We start from the raw sequence: 16,507 nt of genomic DNA, 5'->3' as shown, positions 1-16,507 counted from the left end.
CCCCAATTCACTTTGATTCGGAGGCAATATCGCACATCTGTGCGATTAGCGCACATTAATTCGCTTTGCGCACGCGCATCATCAAGCGGCGACCGGCACCCGTACGGATCTGAGCAAAGCCCTCCAACTCCGCGTCGAGCGTCGGATCCCCGGTGTCGACCCATAAAGCGGGCTGTGCGAGGGCGAGTAATTTCGGCTCTGACGCCAGAACGATCAGGCCTTTAAACCCCGCGCGAGCAATCAGTTCCGGGCTGATCTGCTGATTGCCGCGGCCAAGCAAAAAGCCCTGCCGCCCGGTAATGCCGAGCACGATCCGAACCTCACCCTGCCCAGCCAGAGCCTCTAGCTCACCGCGAGAGGCGTCGCGGGCAACAAGTCTGCGGTTCCGAATGGCGTCGACGCCAAGGAGGGTCGAGCGCAGGGCAAGCGCCTCTGGAACCGCCATCGCGCTGGTTCCCGGGCCGATGATATAGAGCGTCTCCGGCTCCATCTCGGCGGCGATTTCCGCGGCTGCGGAATGCATCATCTGCGACCAATCCTGCCGTGGTCCGCCCTTCGACGCTTGCATGCGATTGCGCGCGATAGGAACGCGGACGTGTGAAAAGATGCGAGGTGACAGGCGCCCGAGTCGCAAAGAACTCTCATCAATATCAACTATTTCTGCGTTATTCATCCAGTCGATTTGGGATGGGTTGGTCTCGATTTCAGCCCAGATTCCCCCCGCCGCTTCTGGCGAAATCGCAAAGACGGCAGAGTGCATCTTGACCCCGCTTGGAATGCCCAGCAGCGCGAGCTCGGGCGGGGCGATTGCCGCAATGTCACGAGCTGTGCCGTCGCCACCGGCAAAGACAATCAGCTCGCAGCCAGCCGCCAAAAGCGTACGAACCGCGTCGCGCGTGTCTTCAGCCGTGCCGGTTGAGATTGCCGGATTCAGCACTGTTGTCGTCAGGTCGAGCCCGTCCAGCCAGTCCGCGCCAAGTGCGCCCGGTATCGTCACGACCTCGGATTTTGGGGCGCGCGCAGCAAGCACTCGCAAGGCGCGCCGAGCCTTGGGTCCAGCGACGGGGATTGCGCCCTGCGCGCGTGCGATCGCCAGACTTTGCCCATCCGTCCCCTTCAGGCCGAGGGCCCCTCCCATGCCCGCGAAAGGGTTCACGATCAATCCTATCCGCATCGCGCCAATCTCCTAGAGTGTCGATATAGCGCACGTTTGTGCGATAATGACGAGAAAGTCGATGCCGAACTACTTAGCCCGCGGAGCCTGCGGGATGTTGCGGCGACGGCGACATATCGCGGGAGCGATGACGGAAATCTTCGCATTGTGTCTGTTGCAGAGCAGCGCGGATGACGGCCGATCCAAATGTTGACCGATGCTTTGGTCGGCCATAGTGTTGCGGATAAGCAGGCTGAAAACTTTCGATATTCCGGAGATGTCCTAAGCGCGCTGGATCGCCGATTTTTCATTGAAAGGTTTGTGCGACATGACAAGAGATCACGCGATTCAGATCGGAGTTTTATTTTCATCCTCCGGTTCGACCTCGGTCACCGAGCAAACCATGCTGTCAGCGACCAAGTTTGCGATTGATGAAATAAATGGCGGTGGCGGTATTCGCGGTCGTGCACTCGCGCCGATTTATTGTGACCCGGAAGGAGAGCCCGAGCTTTATCAGCAGCAAGCGGAAAGGTTGCTGACAGATAGCAAGGTGCGGGTCATTTTGGGTTGTTACACATCCCGACAGCGTAAGGCGGTTTTGAGCGTTCTTGATCGGGCTTCGGGTCTACTTTGTTATCCCGCGCAATATGAAGGCTTTGAATATTCCGAGAATGTCATCTATTTCGGTGCGGTTCCCAATCAAAACAGCCTGTTTCTCGCGCAATATCTTCTTCAGAAAGAGGCGCCGCGCCTTTTCATTGTTGGATCGGATTATGTTTGGCCGCGCGAATCCGGAAGGATCATGGCGGATTTGATCAAATCTGGAGGTGGCGATGTCTTGGGGCAGTGCTATCTGGGCGATGATGCGACCGAGCATGAATTTGATGCGTTGATTAAGCGGATCGAGGCCGCTAAACCCGATTTCATCTTCAATAATTTTGTTGGCCGGTCGAATGTCCAATTCTACCGAGCCTATGTCGAGAATGAGCTCGATGCGGGACAGATTCCGGTTGCGAGCCTGACCACGAGTGAATCCGATATCAAGGAAATTGGCGCCGCTGCGACTGTTGGACATATCACCGCGGCCAGCTATTTTGCGACGCAAAGCAACAGATCCAACCTCGCTTGCCTTGAAAGATACCGCGATTTGCGCGGCGCTCGTCCGGATGCGAATATGTGCTGGGATGCGGCTTATACGCAGACCCATGTCGTGGCGCAGGCCATGCGCGAGAATGATCCCGACAATATCAATGCGATCCGGTCGGGCATTCTCGGGCGTTCTTTTGACGCGCCGCAGGGTAGGATTTCGATTGATCCGCTGAACGCGCATTGCTGGGTTTGGCCGAAAATTGGCATTGCCCGCGCGGATGGCCAATTCGACATTGTCGCCGAAACCACGCAAGCGATAAGACCAGATCCCTATCGCACAACCTATGCGATGACGGAGGGAGATGAGCCGCTGATGCAGCCGTCTTTAAGCGCATCAGACGGGTCTTATGGGCTGAGGGTTCGCAGATAATCGCACAGATCCGGAGATGGGCGTTGACCGAAATAAGTCTTGGACGGCACATTTTCTTGAGCGAAAAGGACCTGACATGCGACCCGGACGAAGCGAGCCCTTTGTAAGCGAAAAAGAGCAGCCTTTTCTCATTAAGGATCTGCGCTCGCTCAAGGTGCTGCTGGTGCAACCCGAGAATAACGATGGGGTGGCGCTGCGTTCACATCTTGAGCGGATCGGATGTCACGTGCAAGAAATCTGGCCGCCGCCGCCGTCTTATTCCGACGAGATCGATATTGTGTTCGTCATGGTCGATCGAGTGATCGAGAATAAGCAGATCTTTCATTGGCAGGTCGAAAACCCTTCCGCGGTTTTGATCGCGGTCATCGATTATGAAAGCCCTCTGGCAATTGACCGGCTTTTGCAGATGCGGGTCAATGCGGTTATCGGTTTGCCGATCCGGCCTTTTGGTATTCTCACAAACCTTTTGGCGGCTGTCAACAATCACCGCCGGGAACAAAGATTGCGGCTTAATCTCGATCGGCTTCAGGCCAAGCTCGAATCCTGCCAGGTGATTGAACGCGCCAAGCTGGCGATTATGCTGACCGCGCCGCAATCGGGCAAAGAGGCCTATGGGATTTTGCGCCAGCTTGCGATGAAGCACCGCACCACCGTCGAGGCGGTGTCCAGCGAGATCCTGTCCGGGCTTCATGCGCCTGAGGGGGACTGAGCGCGGCGGGGCTCAGCCGACAAGCCGGCTCGCGCGGTTGCGCCACAGAAGCAGCGCGAAGACCGGGGTGCCGATCAGCGCGGTCAGGATGCCGAGGGGGATTTCCGACGACGAGAGGCTGCGCGCCAGATTGTCGACCATCAGCAGAAACAGCCCGCCGAGCAGCGCCGAAGCGGGCAAAAGGCGGCGGTGATCGGCGCCGACCAGCATCCGCGCGAGATGCGGCACGACCAGCCCGACCCAGCCGATCATCCCCGAAACCGCGACCTGCGACGAGACCAGCAGCGCCGTCAGCACCAGCAAAAACCAGCGCAGCGCCGTGACCGGCACGCCAAGCGCGCGGGCATCCTCATCGCCCATCGCCAGCAGATTGATGCGCCAGCGCAGCAACATCAGCAGCGTGCCGCAGACCAGAACCGGCCCGGTGAGCAGCAGGGCCTTGGCGCCATTGGCGGTCGCGAAACTGCCCAGAAGCCAGAAGACGATCACCGGCAGCTTGTCCTGACTGTCGGCGAGAAACTGCACGAGGCTGACCAGCGCGCCGAAAAAGCCCGAGACGATGACCCCGGCCAGCACGAGGACGAGGATATTGTTCTTGGCGACGAGCTCGCTCATCAGCCAGACCGTCACCAGCGCCAGAAGGCCGAAAGCGAAAGCCGCGCCGATCAGCCCGGCCTGTTGCCAGCCAAAGAGGATCGCGAGCGTCCCGCCAAAGGCCGCGCCCGAGGTGACGCCGACCACCTGCGGGCCGACCAGCGGGTTGCGAAACACCCCTTGCAGGGCCGCGCCCGCGACGGCCAGCCCTGCGCCCGCAAGCACCGCCATGACGATGCGCGGCAGGCGCACCACGACAACGACGCTCCATTCGGCGGGGGAGACCGGGACGCTTGGCGCGATCCAGGGCGAGGCGAGGATCTCGACCACGCGCAGGAAGGACAGATCGAACCGCCCGATCCCAAGCGAGGCGATCGCGGCGAGCCCGAGCAGCAGGGCAAGCACCGGGCTCACCCCACGCGCGCTGATCCCGCGCGGCTGCGCCGCCCTGCCCGCCAGTTCAGCCGGGCTCACGGCTTATAGGGCACGCGGTAGAATTCCTTGTAATAGGCATCCGCCCGCGCCTCCATGTCGATATCCTTGAAGCGCTCGGGGTAAAGCGTCTTGGCCATCCACAATTCGCCCAGAGCCATGGCTTCGGGCATCGGATAGCCCCAGGCCTTGGCATATTCCGGCATCAGCCAGACCCGGTCGTTCTTGACCGCGTCGATCGGCGCCCAAGCGGCATCGGCCTTGATCTCGCCCACGACCTCGGGATAGCGGTCCTGCACGAAGATCACCTGCGGGTTCCAGCCGATGATCTCTTCCATCGTCACCTGCTTATAGCCCTTGATCGTGGCCGCCGCGACATTGAGTGCGCCCGCGCGCTGCATCATCAGCCCGGTATATTTGCCGCTGCCATAGGTGGTCAGCTCGGGGTTGGCCATATAGGCGCGGACCCGGTCCTGTTCGGGCAGATCAGCCAGACGTTCCGCGACCAGCGCGCGCGATTCCGTCGCGGCCTTGATCAAAGCCTCGCCCGCCGCATCCTTGCCAAAGACCTCGGCGATCAGATGGACGCCGTCCTTGAAGCCTTTGTCATAGGCCTCGGCCTCGTTCTTGACGCTGGGGCTTTGCTTGACCGCCTCTTCGGGCGGCACGTCGAGCAGCGAGATTGCGACGACCGGCAGGCCGACCGCCTCGATCTGCTGGCGCATCTCTTCGGGGGCGTAATTGGTGACGAAGACGACATCGGGCTTCAGCGCGAGCAGTTCCTCGATATTGACCTTGGTCAGCCCGCCCGGCATCGCCAGCTTCTCGATACCGGGATCGAGCCGCGCAAAGCCCGCGCCGAGCTGCTTTTTCCATTCATCGAGCACGCCGACGATCTGGTCTTGCGCGTCAAGCTGGACCGCGATGTTCAGCGTCTGGTGCTGCAAGACCACCGCGCGGCTGATGTGGTCGGGCAAGGTGACCTGTTTGCCAAGCTGGTCGGTGACGACGCGCTCGGCCAAAGCGGGCGAGAGCATCCCCAGCGCAAGGGCAAAACCGAAACCCGAGACGGTCCGGCCAAGCTGGCGCAAGAGGCGGTGATCGAGATGGGACATGAAGCTCCTCTGCCCTGTTCGGGGCCGCGAAATCGTTATATCAGCCGAAGCATATCGTAGGAATTGGACCAAGGTAAATTCAGAAATGACGCAGATCCTGCTCGCCGTCGCCGGCAGCCTTTCCGGCGCGATCTCCGAGCTTGCGGCGCGCGTGACCGCCCGGACCGGGCAAGAGATCACCTTGCGCCACGGCCCGGCGGGCAAGCTGGCCGAGCTGATTTTTTCGGGCTTTCCCGCTGAGGTCTATGTCTCGGCCAGCGCGACCGGGCCGGTCCAGCTTTACGAGGCCGGGCTCTTTTCCCTGCCCCGGGTGATCGCCGGGAACCGGTTGGTCGTGATCGCGCGGCCGGGGCTTTTGGATACCGGGCGTGCCGATGCGGGTCAGGCCGCGCTCGATCTGCTCGCCCGCCCCGATCTGCGCATCGGCATGTCCACCCCCGGCGCTGACCCAAGCGGCGATTACACGCTGGCCTTTCTCAATCGGCTGGCGGGCACGGATCCGGCGCGCTGGCAGGATCTGCCCGCGCGCGCGCACAGTCTTTACGGCGGCGATCTGCTCCGGACGGAGGATTTCGGCCGCAGCCCCGCGCTTGAAGCCTTGCGGGCGGGCAAGGCCGATCTGCTGATCGGCTATGGGACCAGCGCGCAGCGCATCATCGCGGATCTGCCCGGCGCGCAAAGCCTGCCCCTGCCCCTCAGCCTCGCGCCGCCGACCGAGGCCTGCGCCTCGTTTCGCATCGGCGCGAGTGGCGCGGCGCAGGCCTTTTGCAACGAGCTGTCCGGGGCCGAGGCCGCCGAGATCTTCGCGCGCTTTGGCTTCTCTGTGGTCTGATCTCCTGCGGCCTGATTTTCGGCGGCCTGATTTTCTGCGGTCTGGCCTTTGCGCGGAATTGCCATGGCTGGTTAATGTCTATAGGGCTGGTGGTCATTTAGCCTCTGCCGGCCCGCCGGGCCAGAAATGAACCCCGAGATGACCTCTGCTTCCGGCCCGCTTGGCGATGCGCGCCCGCCCGCGACGCGCCCGCTCACCCCCGCCCGCGCGCTGGCCGCGCTCGCGATCACGCAAAATATCGGCTACGGGACGATCTTTTACTCCTATGCGACGCTCAACCGCGCGATGACCGCCGAATTCGGTTTCGAGACCTCGGCGGGCTTTCTGGTCATCTCTGTCGCGATGCTGCTCTCGGGCCTCTGCGGTGCGGGCTTCGGGCGTCTTCTCGATCGCGGAGACCCCGCGCGTTATATGCTCTGGGGCAGTCTGGTCACCGGCCTGCTCTACGTCCTGCTCGCCGCCGCGCCGAGCTATTGGGTCGTCGCCGTGGCGATTGTCGCGCTGCAGATCTCGGGGATCGCGGTGCTTTACAGCACCTCCTTTCCGCTCCTCTCGCGCTTTCCCGAAGCCGAGGCGCGCCGCGCCATCACTCGGCTGTCGCTGATCGCAGGCTTTGCCTCGACGCTCTTCTGGCCCTTGGTGATCTGGGGCACGGAAACGCTTGGCTGGCGCGGGCTCACGGCGGTTTATGCCGGGCTGCATCTCGGGGTGGCGCTGCCGCTGCATCTGTGGATGGCACGCCAAAGCCTGCCCGCGCCGCGCCTCGCGCCGGTCAGCGCCAGCCCCGAGACCGATCGCGCCTTGCGCCAACGCCGCTTCTGGCCGCTGGCGATTTCCTTTGCCGCGACCGGCTTTATCGGCACGGTGCTGATGGTCCATCTCGTGCCGCTCCTTGAAGGCCTGCGCATGGGCGCGGCGCTTTATCTCGCGACCACGGCGGTCGGCCCGGCCATGGTGCTGGCGCGCATCGTCAGCGCGGTTTTCTGGCCCGAGGTCCATCCGCTGAAGCCCGCTTTCGTCGCGGCGCTGCTTTTTCCCTTTGGCATCGTGCTCTTGCTGATCCTGCCCCAGCCGGTCGCCGCCGGGATCGGACTTTGCATCGCTTACGGCATCGCGCATGGGCTTTTCGTCATCATCGGCGGCACGCTGCCGCTCGCGGTGTTTGGCCCCATCGGCTACGGCGAGATTCTGGGCCGGATCAACCGCGTGCGCATGGTCACCGGCGCCTTCGCGCCCGCGCTTTTCGCCTATGCGCAAAGCGGGCTTGGGCCGAACGCGGCGCTGGTCCTTCTGGTCGGAATCGGCGGGGTCGGGATCTTGTGCCTGATCGACCTCGCGCGCCAGATCCAACCCGGCAGAGAAGGAAATCCCCCGAGCGGCGCTCTGGCGTAAGCGATTGATCTAGAGGCCGGGCCAGCTTCGGAATTAAACATACACAGGTTTAGTGTATGAATGAGAAATCCCTTATTCCGAGCCTGACTGATGAGCCAAGACACATCCCGCCCCCTCGCGCCCCGCCTTTCCCGCCGTTTCCTGCTGCAATCGGCGGCCCTGACCGCGCTGGTCGGCGCCTTCAGCGGGCTCGCCTCGCCGCTCCGCGCCGAAGAGCCCCGGCGCGGCGGTTCGCTGACCATGAACATCGGGACCGAGCCGCCGGTTCTGCTGCTTCTGGCCCATACCGCGGGCGCCGCGACCTATATCTCGGGCAAGACGACCGAGGGGCTGCTGACCTATGATTTCGACTTCACCCCCAAGCCCTTGCTGGCGACCGAATGGACGGTTTCGCCCGATGGGCTTCGCTATTGGTTCCGCCTGCGCGAGGGGGTGAAATTCCACGACGGCACGCCCTTCACCGCCGAGGATGTCAAGTTCTCGATCGAGACGCTGAAAGAGCATCACCCGCGCGGCCGCGCCACCTATGCCCATGTGACGGCGGTGAATGTGCTCGGCCCGCATGAGATCGAGCTGCTGCTCGACCAGCCCGCGCCCTATCTGCTGACCGCGCTTGCCTCGTTTGAAAGCCCGATCGTGCCCAAGCACATCTATGAGGGCAAGCCGATCCTTGAAAACCCCAACAACAGCGCGCCGATTGGCACCGGGCCCTTCCTCTTCAAGGAATGGGTGCGCGGCAGCCATGTGCTTTTCGTGCGCAACCCCGATTATTGGGACGCGGGTAAACCCTATCTCGACCAGCTTGTCGTGCGCTTCGTCGGCGATGCCGCGGCGGGGGCAGCGGGGCTCGAGACCGGCGAGATCCAGCTTTCGGCCAATGCGCCGGTGCCGCTTTCGGACATCGCCCGGCTTCAGGAAAACCCGCGCCTCGGCTTCGAGACCCGCGGCTATGCTTTCACCAATTCGATCTCGCGCGCCGAATTCAACTTCGAGCGCCCCCATCTCGCCGATCTGCGCGTGCGTCAGGCCGTGGCCCATGTCGTTGACCGCGATTTCATCGTCGCCGCTGCCTATCAGGGCCATGCAACGCCGCTTTACGGGCCGGTCAGCCATACGCTCGAAAAGTTCTTTATCCCCGATCTGCCGCGCTACGAGATCGACACCGCCAAGGCCGAGGCGCTGCTCGAAGAGGCGGGCTATCCGCGCGGCGCCGATGGCTGGCGCTTCTCGCTGGTGATCGACCCGACCCAGCCGGTCGGGCCGCCGAAGCTCTCGGCCGATTACATTGCGCAGGTCCTGCAAAGCATCGGCATCAAGGCCGAGGTGCGCACGCAGGATTTCGCGACCTTCGTCAAGCGCGTCTATACCGACCGCGATTTCGACATTGCGGTCGAGGGCATGGCGAACCTCTTTGACCCGACGGTCGGCATCCAGCGGCTCTATTGGTCGAAGAATTTCAAGCCCGGCGTGCCTTTCACCAATGGCGCGAAATACGCCTCGGAGCGGACGGACAAGCTGCTTGAAGAGGCGGCGGTCGAGATTGATCCGAAGAAGCGTTTCGATCTCTTCGCCGAGTTCCAAAAGCAGGTCATCGCCGATCTGCCCGCGCTCGATCTGGTCAGCCCGACCGCCTATACGATCTATGACAAACGCGTGCACAATCACACGATTGGCGCCGAGGGGCTGAATGCCAATGGCGCCGAGCTCTGGGTCGCGGAAGGCTGAGGCCGCCCCGAAATGCACAAGGCCCGGAGTTTTCTCCGGGCCTTTTTGCTTGCCGCGGCGGGGTGGCGTTAAAGCTCGGCCCCGCGCCAACCGGCCTTGCGGGCGGCGCGGCGTTCGGCGATGCGGAAGGCGTCGTTGATCAGGATCGCGAGCAGGCCGACGATGAGGCCGCCTTGCAAAACGAACGCGGTGTTATTGGCCATGAGCCCCGCCATGATGACCTCGCCCAAGGTCTGCGCGGCGACGGTCGAGCCGATGGTCGCGGTCGCCAGCGAAATGATCGTCGCGAGCCGGAGCCCCGAGAGGATCGCGGGCAGGCTCAGCGGAAGCTCGATCTGCCAGAGCCGCTGGCCGCGCGTCATGCCGGTGCCGCGTCCGGCGTCGAGAACCTGCGCGGGCAGGGTCGAAAGACCGGTCAGCGCGGTCTCGAAAACCGGCAGCAGCGCGTAAAGAAACAGCGCGATCAATGTCGGTTTTGAGCCAAAGCCGAAGATCGGCACCGCAAGCGCCAGCACCGCGACCGGGGGGAAGGTCTGGCCGAGATTGGCGATCGAGCGCGAGAGCGGCAGGAACTCGCGCCCCGAGGGCCGCGTCGTCAGGATCGCGAAACCGACCCCGGCGATGCCCGCCAAAGTCACCGCGATCAGCACCAGCCCGAGATGGTTCAGCGTCAGCTGCCACAGCGGCGTCTGCGTATAGATCGCGGGCTGGCCGTTCTTGGTCAGCCAGTTGAACAGCCAGCCGAAGCGTTCGGGCGCGGCAAGCAGCGCCAGAAGAAAAGCCAGCAAAGACAAACGGATAAGCGCGCCTCCTCGGCTCATCTCTGCGCCCCTTCAAAGTTGTCGAACCGCGCGGCGCGCTCGATTTCCGAGCGGCGGATGCGGCCGATCAGACGGCCCTCCGAGGTGATCGGCAGGGTCTCACGGCCCGACCACAGGCATTCCGCCAAGGCCGATCGCAGCGAGGTCGCCGCGTCAATCGGACTGCCTTCGGCCTCGCCCGGCTCGATCAATTCGGCGACATCGCGCAGCGACAAAAGCCGCAAGGCGCGGTCGCCGGATTCCAGAAGCTCGCGCACGAAAGGCGTCGCGGGATGGGCGATGATTTCGGCCGGTGTCGCAAATTGCTGCAATTGGCCCTTGTCCATGACCGCGATCCGGGTGCCCAGACGCATCGCCTCATCCATGTCATGGGTCACGATGACGACGGTCGTGCCGTAGCGGCGCTGGATCTCCAAAAGATCGGCCTGCGCCTTGTCGCGGATGATCGGATCGAGCGCCCCAAAAGGCTCGTCCATCAGCAAAATCGGGGGTTCGGCGGCCAAAGCACGGGCAACGCCGACGCGCTGCTGCTGCCCGCCGGAAAGCTCATGCGGCATCCGCTCGCGAAAGATCGCGGGGTCGAGGTTGAAGATCTTGAGCAGCTCGTCAACCCGCGCCTTGATGCGATTTGCGTCCCATTTCAAGAGCTTCGGGACAGTCGCGATATTCTCGCCCACGGTCTTGTGCGGGAAGAGCCCGTGGCCTTGAATGGCGTAACCGATGCCGCGGCGAAGTTCCTCGGCGGGGATCTCACGGTTGTCGCGCCCGTCGATCTTGATCGAGCCCGAGGACGGCTCGACGAGCCGGTTGATCATCCGCATCAGCGTCGTCTTGCCCGAGCCCGAGGTCCCGACAATCGCCACGATCTCGCCCGCGTTGATCGCGAGCGTCACGTCATTGACGGCAATATTCGCGCCATAGATGCGGCTGAGGTTCTGGATCTCGATCATGACGAACGGCCTTTTTTGCGGCTTTTGCGCGAGAATTCAATGAGGGCGTCCAGCACGATTGCGGCGGCGAAAGCCATGACCACGGTCGGAAGGGCGCCGAGAAGGACAAGATCGGTGGCGGTCTGGCTGATGCCTTGGAAGACGAAAACGCCCAAGCCGCCGCCGCCGACAAGACCGGCGATCACGGTCATGCCGATGTTTTGCACCAGAACGATGCGCACGCCGGTCAGGATCGCGGGCAGGCTCAGGGGCAGCTCGACCCCCCAAAGCTTCTGGCGCGGCGTCATGCCCATGCCGTCCGCCGCATCGAGCACATCGGCGGGCAGACCGGCAAGACCGGCGAGCGTCGAGGACACGATCGGCAAAAGCGAATAGGCGAGGAGCGCGATAAAGGCAGGCGCGGGGCCGATCCCGGCAATGCCAAGCGCCGAGGCGCCGGGCAGATGCGCCGCGATCCACGCCAAAGGCGCGATCAGAAGGCCGAAGAGCGCCATCGAGGGGATGGTCTGAATGATGCTCAGGACCGGCAGCAGCGCATCGCGGAGCGTGCGGTTGCGCGCGCAGAAGATGCCAAGCGGCAGGCCGATGACGCAGGCGGCGAGCAGCGAGCCGACGGCGAGGAAGAGATGCGTCTTGAACTCGCGCGCGAAAGCATCGGCCCGGCCCGCATATTCCTTCATGATCGAGAGGTTTGCCCAAGTGCCCGACAAGAGCAGCGCGGCCAGTGCGCCAAGCGCGAGGGCCAGCACCAACAGCCGCGCGCCCGGACCCAGACGCAGCCGCACCAGAGCGTCGCCGGTCGACAGCGCGAAAGCCGCGAACAAAAGCCAGGCGCCGCCGCCGACCGAGACGCGGGCAAAGCGGTTATCCGGGGGCAAGAGCCCGCCCGCCGCCCAGCCAAGCGTCAGCGCGACCAGAACGATCCCCGCGACCGAGGCAAGGAGCCTGCGCGAGACCGGCCCTTTCAGCGCGAGCACTACGGCGAGCGCCGCGAAAGCCGCCGCCAATGCCCAGCCCTTGATCGAACCCGGCCCGAAAGCCGCGCCGATCTGGACCGGCTCGGCCTGCGCAATCCGGCTCATCCGCATCAGCAGATAGGGCAGGAACACCAAAGCCGACAGGATCATCACCGCAAACAGACTGCCGATGCGGTCGAGGGGCAGAGAAGCCCTCTCAGCGATCTCTTCGCTCAGAGACACGTCCATCTTACCTCCCTTATTCTTTTGGCCCGGCCCCCGTGGCGCAAAGGCAAAGCGGGGGCCGGACGGTCTTTCTTACTTCACGAAACCGTTCTGGGTCAGGAAGTCATGGGCGACGGCGGCGGCGGGCTCGCCCTCGACCTGAACGCGACCGTTGAGATCCTGCAAGGTCACCATGTCGAGCTTCGCGAAGATCGGGTCGAGAATGGTCTCGATCTGCGGATATTCCTTCAGCGTCGCTTCGCGCACGATCGGGGTGGGCTGATAGACCGGCTGGACGAATTTATCGTCCTCCATCACCACCAGACCGCCCGGCCCGATGCCGCCATCGGTGCCGTTGATCATCGCCGCATTCGCGCCCGAGGTCTGCTGGGCGGCTGCCGCGATCGTGGCCGAAGTGTCGCCACCCGAAAGCGTGATCAGCTGGTCGGGCGAGAAGGTGAAATCATAGGCTTTGTAGAAGGCCGGAAGTGCCGCCGGAGAGGTCACGAATTCCGCCGAAGCCGCCAGCTTGACCGTGCCGCCCTTTTTCACATAGGCGCCGAAATCGGTCAGCGTGTGCAGATTTTCCTTTTCCGCCAGATCCTTGCGGACCGCAATCCCCCAGGTGTTGTTGGCGGAGGCGGGCTTCAGCCAGACGATCTTATTGGCCGCGTAATCGAGCTCTTTGGTCTTTTCCCAAGCGGCTTGCGGGTCTTTCCAGATCGGCAGATCGGCCTGATTGAAGAAGAAGGCGCCATTGCCGGTATATTCGGGATAGATATCGACCTGCCCCTGAATGATCGCCTCGCGCATGATCGGCGTGGTGCCAAGCGAGACCTTGTCGACCACCGGAATCCCGTTCGATTTCAGCGCTTCGAGGATGATATTGCCCAGAACGCTGCCCTCGGTGTCGATCTTCGAGGCAACGGTGACATCGGCCAAGGCGGGCAGAGCTGCGAAGGCCGACAAGGCCACCGCCGAAACCAGAGCTTTGATCTTCATTCCCAGTCCTTTCCAGAGAGAATGTCGCGAAAGAGCGGCAGTGGGCGCGGGGTGTTGCGGCAGGAATGTGACGACCTCGACCGAGGCTCTGGCCCTGCGGCCGCCTCTGGCAGAAGGCATGTCCTATCCTTGTGCGAACCCATGCCGATGACGCCCCCTTACGCATGGATTTCATCATGGAAAACGCTAGCATGCACCAAAAATTCGCGCGTATATCCCAAACTGCGAACAGATGATCGTCCCATTCTCCGCCTGATTGAGAGAACAGCGACCTCGCGCCCTGCCAGAAGCGAGAAGATCCGCCGCGCGATGCGTCGCACGGGTGGCGCGGAGGGTGGTTTGAGCGGGGGTCCGCGCAGAATCGCCGCGTGCAAAATCTTGGGTGAGATTCTTGGTGCAGGCCCTTGACGCCGCATGAAAAAGGGCGCGCCCAAAGGTGCGCCCCTTTCCGTTTTTGCGCGGGTCAAAGGCCGCGATGTCTCAGCGCGTCTCCGGCTCGACCACGAGCTGGGCCAGACCGTTCGAGGTCTTGGCGGGCGAGATCCCGTCGAGATCGACCACCGCCCGGATCTGGCGGCGGAAGTTCGAGAAATGCTCGGATTCGACCACATCCACCGCCTCGTCAAAGCGGATCGTGACCTCGTAATTCTGCCCCATGACGGCGATCGCAATGATCTCTCCGGCGAAGGGCTGGCCAAGATAGCGGCCGCGCACGCGCTGGTTCAGGCGCAAAGGATCGGGCGTGTTGCGCATCAATTGCGCATGAAGCGTGTTCCAATCCCGCGCGCCGTTTTGCTTGGCGACCATCTCAAGCGACTGGGCATGGTTGATCGCCACGCCCTCGGCCTCAAGCGCCGCACGCAGCGCCTTGGCCTGTTCCTTGGCTTCCGCAACCGATCTCATGGCTGGGCTCCTTGCAGCGTGGCCGGGGCCGCGCTGCGCGAGTTGGCGCTGAAGACCAAGCCTGCAATGACCGCGATGACCGCATCCACCACCGGATAGATATACCAGATCCCGGTGGTGCCCCATTGGCTCGCGGCAAGCGCGATCCCGGCGGGGACGAGCAGATAGGGCTTCACCAGCGTCAAGAGCGCCGCCTGAGCCGGTTTGCCAAGCGCCTGGAAGTAGAGCGCCAGAACCAGCACCGGCCCGGTGAAGAGATAAAATCCCGTCATCGGCCGGATGATCGTGCCGACCATGGCGACCACCGCCGGATCATCGACAAAGGCGCGGCCAAGGCTTTCCCCGGTCAGGAAAAACACGATCTGGACCGCCAGCGAATAGACGAGCGCGGTGCCAAGCGCGATGCGCAAGACCTGCCGCACGCGGTCCATCTGCCCTGCCCCGGCATTGTTGCCGACGATGCTTTGCGTGGCCAAGGCCATGGCCATCATCGGCAGGAAGACAAAGCCCATGAGCCGGGTGACCAGACCGTAAGCCGCGACCGTTTCCGCATAGGCCGCGCCCGCCGTCAGCCGGATCGCAAGGATCGCGCTGAAGGCCGACAAAGCCACGCCGATGAAGCTGAGGCTCAAGGGCGCGCCGAGGCCTGCAATGGTCTTCCAGCCGCCGCGCCACGAATGGCGGCCAAGCGCCGTGATCGGCAGCCGAGTCCCGGCGCGCTCGCGCAGGAAGACCAGCAGCGACAGGCCAAAGATCTGCGCGACGGTCGAGCCCATGGCCGAGCCCGCAACCCCCCAGTCGAAGACCGCGATGAACAGGTAATTCAGCGCGATATTGGCCAGAGTGACGCCAAGCGACATCATCGCCATCATGCCCGCGCGACCTTCATTTCGGCAGGTATCGGCATGAATTCCCAGCAGAAACTGCACCGGGGTCGTCAAAACGACGATGGTCAGGAAGGCATAGGCCATCCGCGCGATCACCGGATCGCCGCCCGAGAGAGCATTGATCATGCTGTGACCGAAAAGCAGTTGCAGCGCGATCAGCACGGCGGCAATCGTCAGCGCCAGACCATGGGCGCGGGCGAAGGTGGTCTCGGCCGCGTCCTGCGCACCGGCGCCAAGCTGGCGGGCCATCAGGCTCGACATGCCGCCGCTGACCAGCGTCGACAGTGCGATCAGGATCATGGTCAAGGGAAAGACCACGCCGATCGCCGACATCGCCTCGGCGCCGACGAAATGGCCAAGGAAAGCCGCATCGACGACATGCAACATCCCGTTCATCAACATGATCAGGATCATCGGCACAGCCGTCTGGGCAAAGATCTTTGCAGGCGGGGCCTGCAGAAAACGGTTTTGGGGCGATTGTCCTTCAGACATCACTCACTCCTCATCTGAGGCATTTCAAACTTGATGGGTGCCCGCATTGCCACCAACGAAATGCATCGAGGGTGAAGTCGTCTCAAACCCGAGCTTCACCATGACTTGCGTCGGCAGGCGGCAGGTGCTCGGAACCTTGCCGCCTCATATGCGCCGGTCGCGGGCTGCGTCAATCCGCCGCGCGATCATTCTTTTGTGAAGCCGGGCCCTGCGCCGCCGGAGCCGCGGGCGGCGTGACGGTCCCGGGCAGGGTCTCGGCCAGCGCCGCAATCGCGCCCATCACCCGGTCCCAATCCTCGGGCGGAAGATCGAGCATCCGGAAGCTCTTGAGATAAAACGCCCCTTCCGCCGCCAGAAAGGCCAAAGCGAGCTGAAGCCCCTCGGGCGTGGTCAGGTCGAGCCGCGCGAAATAGCTGCCATACCAGGCGCGCGAGATCTCCATATCTTCGGGGCTTTGCAGCAAGGCCGTCATCATCGTGGCCGAGCGCGCATTCTCGGCCTCGTCGGCATCGCGCTCGGCGGCGATATGGGCGCGGATCAGGCCCTCGATGCTGTCGTCATCGCCCTGATGGGCCGCAATCGCCGCGTCGAAGCTTTCGCCCCAACGCGCGATCATCGCCCGCAGCAGGTTGCCGCGCGTGCCATAGCAATATTGCACGCCGCTTTTGGTCACGCCCGCCGCCTTGGCCAGCGCGTCAAAGGTCAGCCCGGCCGCGCCATGCTGCGCGACGATTTCCTCTGCCGCATCCAGAATCTTGTCGCGGTCAATGCTTCTGGGACGTCCAGACATTTCGCCTCTT

At 63.2% G+C, this 16,507-nt stretch carries 15 protein-coding genes; 5 read left to right on the top strand and 10 right to left on the bottom strand.

Annotated features, from left to right (window positions below; genetic code table 11):
* Positions 1–55: 55 nt before the first annotated feature.
* The gene (locus JCM7686_RS18810) at positions 56–1,156 is read right to left on the bottom strand and encodes an ATP-NAD kinase family protein (RefSeq protein WP_158442381.1); all 1,101 of its coding nucleotides are present in this window, start codon (positions 1,154–1,156) and stop codon (positions 56–58) included.
* Between the two features lie 325 nt (positions 1,157–1,481).
* Between JCM7686_RS18810 and JCM7686_RS18805 the strand changes: the two genes are divergently transcribed.
* Together JCM7686_RS18805 and JCM7686_RS18800 are read left to right on the top strand one after the other, a co-directional pair.
* Positions 1,482–2,672: a transporter substrate-binding domain-containing protein gene (locus JCM7686_RS18805; protein WP_020952305.1), complete on the top strand. Its 1,191-nt coding sequence runs from the start codon at positions 1,482–1,484 to the stop codon at positions 2,670–2,672.
* A gap of 76 nt (positions 2,673–2,748) precedes the next feature.
* A complete protein-coding gene (locus JCM7686_RS18800) occupies positions 2,749–3,381 on the top strand; it encodes an ANTAR domain-containing response regulator (RefSeq protein WP_020952304.1) in 633 nt (210 codons plus the stop codon).
* A 12-nt stretch (positions 3,382–3,393) separates the two neighbouring features.
* On the opposite strand, the gene JCM7686_RS18795 is transcribed toward JCM7686_RS18800, so the two are convergent.
* Together JCM7686_RS18795 and JCM7686_RS18790 are read right to left on the bottom strand one after the other, a co-directional pair.
* Positions 3,394–4,404 (bottom strand): FecCD family ABC transporter permease, encoded by a 1,011-nt coding sequence (locus tag JCM7686_RS18795; RefSeq protein WP_041528211.1) that lies wholly within the window; start codon positions 4,402–4,404, stop codon positions 3,394–3,396.
* Between the two features lie 41 nt (positions 4,405–4,445).
* Entirely contained in the window at positions 4,446–5,444 is a 999-nt protein-coding gene (locus tag JCM7686_RS18790) for an ABC transporter substrate-binding protein (RefSeq protein WP_201769445.1), read from the bottom strand.
* Positions 5,445–5,607: 163 nt separating this feature from the next.
* Between JCM7686_RS18790 and JCM7686_RS23640 the strand changes: the two genes are divergently transcribed.
* The 3 genes from JCM7686_RS23640 to JCM7686_RS18775 all read left to right on the top strand — a co-directional run bounded on the left by JCM7686_RS23640 (position 5,608) and on the right by JCM7686_RS18775 (position 9,471).
* Positions 5,608–6,354: a substrate-binding domain-containing protein gene (locus JCM7686_RS23640; protein ID WP_051201699.1), complete on the top strand. Its 747-nt coding sequence runs from the start codon at positions 5,608–5,610 to the stop codon at positions 6,352–6,354.
* Between the two features lie 138 nt (positions 6,355–6,492).
* Positions 6,493–7,746, top strand: coding sequence for an MFS transporter (locus JCM7686_RS18780; RefSeq protein WP_158442380.1), 1,254 nt, complete (start codon positions 6,493–6,495; stop codon positions 7,744–7,746).
* A gap of 90 nt (positions 7,747–7,836) precedes the next feature.
* Positions 7,837–9,471 (top strand): ABC transporter substrate-binding protein, encoded by a 1,635-nt coding sequence (locus JCM7686_RS18775; RefSeq protein ID WP_020952299.1) that lies wholly within the window; start codon positions 7,837–7,839, stop codon positions 9,469–9,471.
* Positions 9,472–9,539: 68 nt separating this feature from the next.
* Here JCM7686_RS18775 and JCM7686_RS18770 read toward each other — a convergent pair whose 3' ends face one another.
* The 7 genes from JCM7686_RS18770 to JCM7686_RS18740 form a co-directional block, all read right to left on the bottom strand.
* Positions 9,540–10,292, bottom strand: a complete 753-nt coding sequence (locus JCM7686_RS18770; RefSeq protein WP_020952298.1) for an ABC transporter permease — start codon at positions 10,290–10,292, stop codon at positions 9,540–9,542.
* Positions 10,289–11,242, bottom strand: coding sequence for an ABC transporter ATP-binding protein (locus JCM7686_RS18765; protein ID WP_020952297.1), 954 nt, complete (start codon positions 11,240–11,242; stop codon positions 10,289–10,291). Before JCM7686_RS18765 ends, JCM7686_RS18770 begins: the two co-directional genes overlap by 4 nt.
* On the bottom strand, positions 11,239–12,447 hold the full coding sequence (locus JCM7686_RS18760; RefSeq protein ID WP_020952296.1) for an ABC transporter permease: 1,209 nt from the start codon (positions 12,445–12,447) through the stop codon (positions 11,239–11,241). The genes JCM7686_RS18765 and JCM7686_RS18760 overlap by 4 nt, the downstream gene beginning before the upstream one ends.
* A 69-nt stretch (positions 12,448–12,516) precedes the next feature.
* A complete protein-coding gene (gene osmF / locus JCM7686_RS18755) occupies positions 12,517–13,425 on the bottom strand; it encodes a glycine betaine ABC transporter substrate-binding protein OsmF (RefSeq protein ID WP_041528145.1) in 909 nt (302 codons plus the stop codon).
* 480 nt (positions 13,426–13,905) lie between these two features.
* Entirely contained in the window at positions 13,906–14,328 is a 423-nt protein-coding gene (locus JCM7686_RS18750; protein ID WP_020952294.1) for a glyoxalase superfamily protein, read from the bottom strand.
* Positions 14,325–15,707 carry an MATE family efflux transporter gene (locus JCM7686_RS18745; RefSeq protein WP_020952293.1) on the bottom strand — a complete coding sequence of 461 codons (1,383 nt, stop codon included), beginning with the start codon at positions 15,705–15,707 and terminating at the stop codon, positions 14,325–14,327. The genes JCM7686_RS18750 and JCM7686_RS18745 overlap by 4 nt, the downstream gene beginning before the upstream one ends.
* Positions 15,708–15,876: 169 nt before the next feature.
* Positions 15,877–16,497 carry a TetR/AcrR family transcriptional regulator gene (locus JCM7686_RS18740; RefSeq protein WP_020952292.1) on the bottom strand — a complete coding sequence of 207 codons (621 nt, stop codon included), beginning with the start codon at positions 16,495–16,497 and terminating at the stop codon, positions 15,877–15,879.
* Between the last annotated feature and the right edge of the window lie 10 nt (positions 16,498–16,507).

Origin of the sequence: Paracoccus aminophilus JCM 7686, assembly GCF_000444995.1 — a bacterium.
In the GTDB taxonomy this organism is placed as follows: domain Bacteria; phylum Pseudomonadota; class Alphaproteobacteria; order Rhodobacterales; family Rhodobacteraceae; genus Paracoccus; species Paracoccus aminophilus.
The sequence above is the reverse complement of the archived record's forward strand: the minus strand, read 5'-3'. Positions and strand labels throughout refer to the sequence as shown.

Bases quoted from the DNA above. Each gene is read 5' to 3' on its own strand.
- JCM7686_RS18805 (WP_020952305.1), top strand. From the start codon at position 1,482: ATGACAAGAGATCACGCGATTCAGATCGGAGTTTTATTTTCATCCTCC.
- JCM7686_RS18800 (WP_020952304.1), top strand. From the start codon at position 2,749: ATGCGACCCGGACGAAGCGAGCCCTTTGTAAGCGAAAAAGAGCAGCCT.
- JCM7686_RS18790 (WP_201769445.1), bottom strand. From the start codon at position 5,444: ATGCTCTCGCCCGCTTTGGCCGAGCGCGTCGTCACCGACCAGCTTGGC.
- JCM7686_RS23640 (WP_051201699.1), top strand. From the start codon at position 5,608: ATGACGCAGATCCTGCTCGCCGTCGCCGGCAGCCTTTCCGGCGCGATC.
- JCM7686_RS18780 (WP_158442380.1), top strand. From the start codon at position 6,493: ATGACCTCTGCTTCCGGCCCGCTTGGCGATGCGCGCCCGCCCGCGACG.
- JCM7686_RS18775 (WP_020952299.1), top strand. From the start codon at position 7,837: ATGAGCCAAGACACATCCCGCCCCCTCGCGCCCCGCCTTTCCCGCCGT.
- JCM7686_RS18770 (WP_020952298.1), bottom strand. From the start codon at position 10,292: ATGAGCCGAGGAGGCGCGCTTATCCGTTTGTCTTTGCTGGCTTTTCTT.
- JCM7686_RS18765 (WP_020952297.1), bottom strand. From the start codon at position 11,242: ATGATCGAGATCCAGAACCTCAGCCGCATCTATGGCGCGAATATTGCC.
- JCM7686_RS18760 (WP_020952296.1), bottom strand. From the start codon at position 12,447: ATGGACGTGTCTCTGAGCGAAGAGATCGCTGAGAGGGCTTCTCTGCCC.
- osmF (WP_041528145.1), bottom strand. From the start codon at position 13,425: ATGAAGATCAAAGCTCTGGTTTCGGCGGTGGCCTTGTCGGCCTTCGCA.
- JCM7686_RS18750 (WP_020952294.1), bottom strand. From the start codon at position 14,328: ATGAGATCGGTTGCGGAAGCCAAGGAACAGGCCAAGGCGCTGCGTGCG.
- JCM7686_RS18745 (WP_020952293.1), bottom strand. From the start codon at position 15,707: ATGTCTGAAGGACAATCGCCCCAAAACCGTTTTCTGCAGGCCCCGCCT.
- JCM7686_RS18740 (WP_020952292.1), bottom strand. From the start codon at position 16,497: ATGTCTGGACGTCCCAGAAGCATTGACCGCGACAAGATTCTGGATGCG.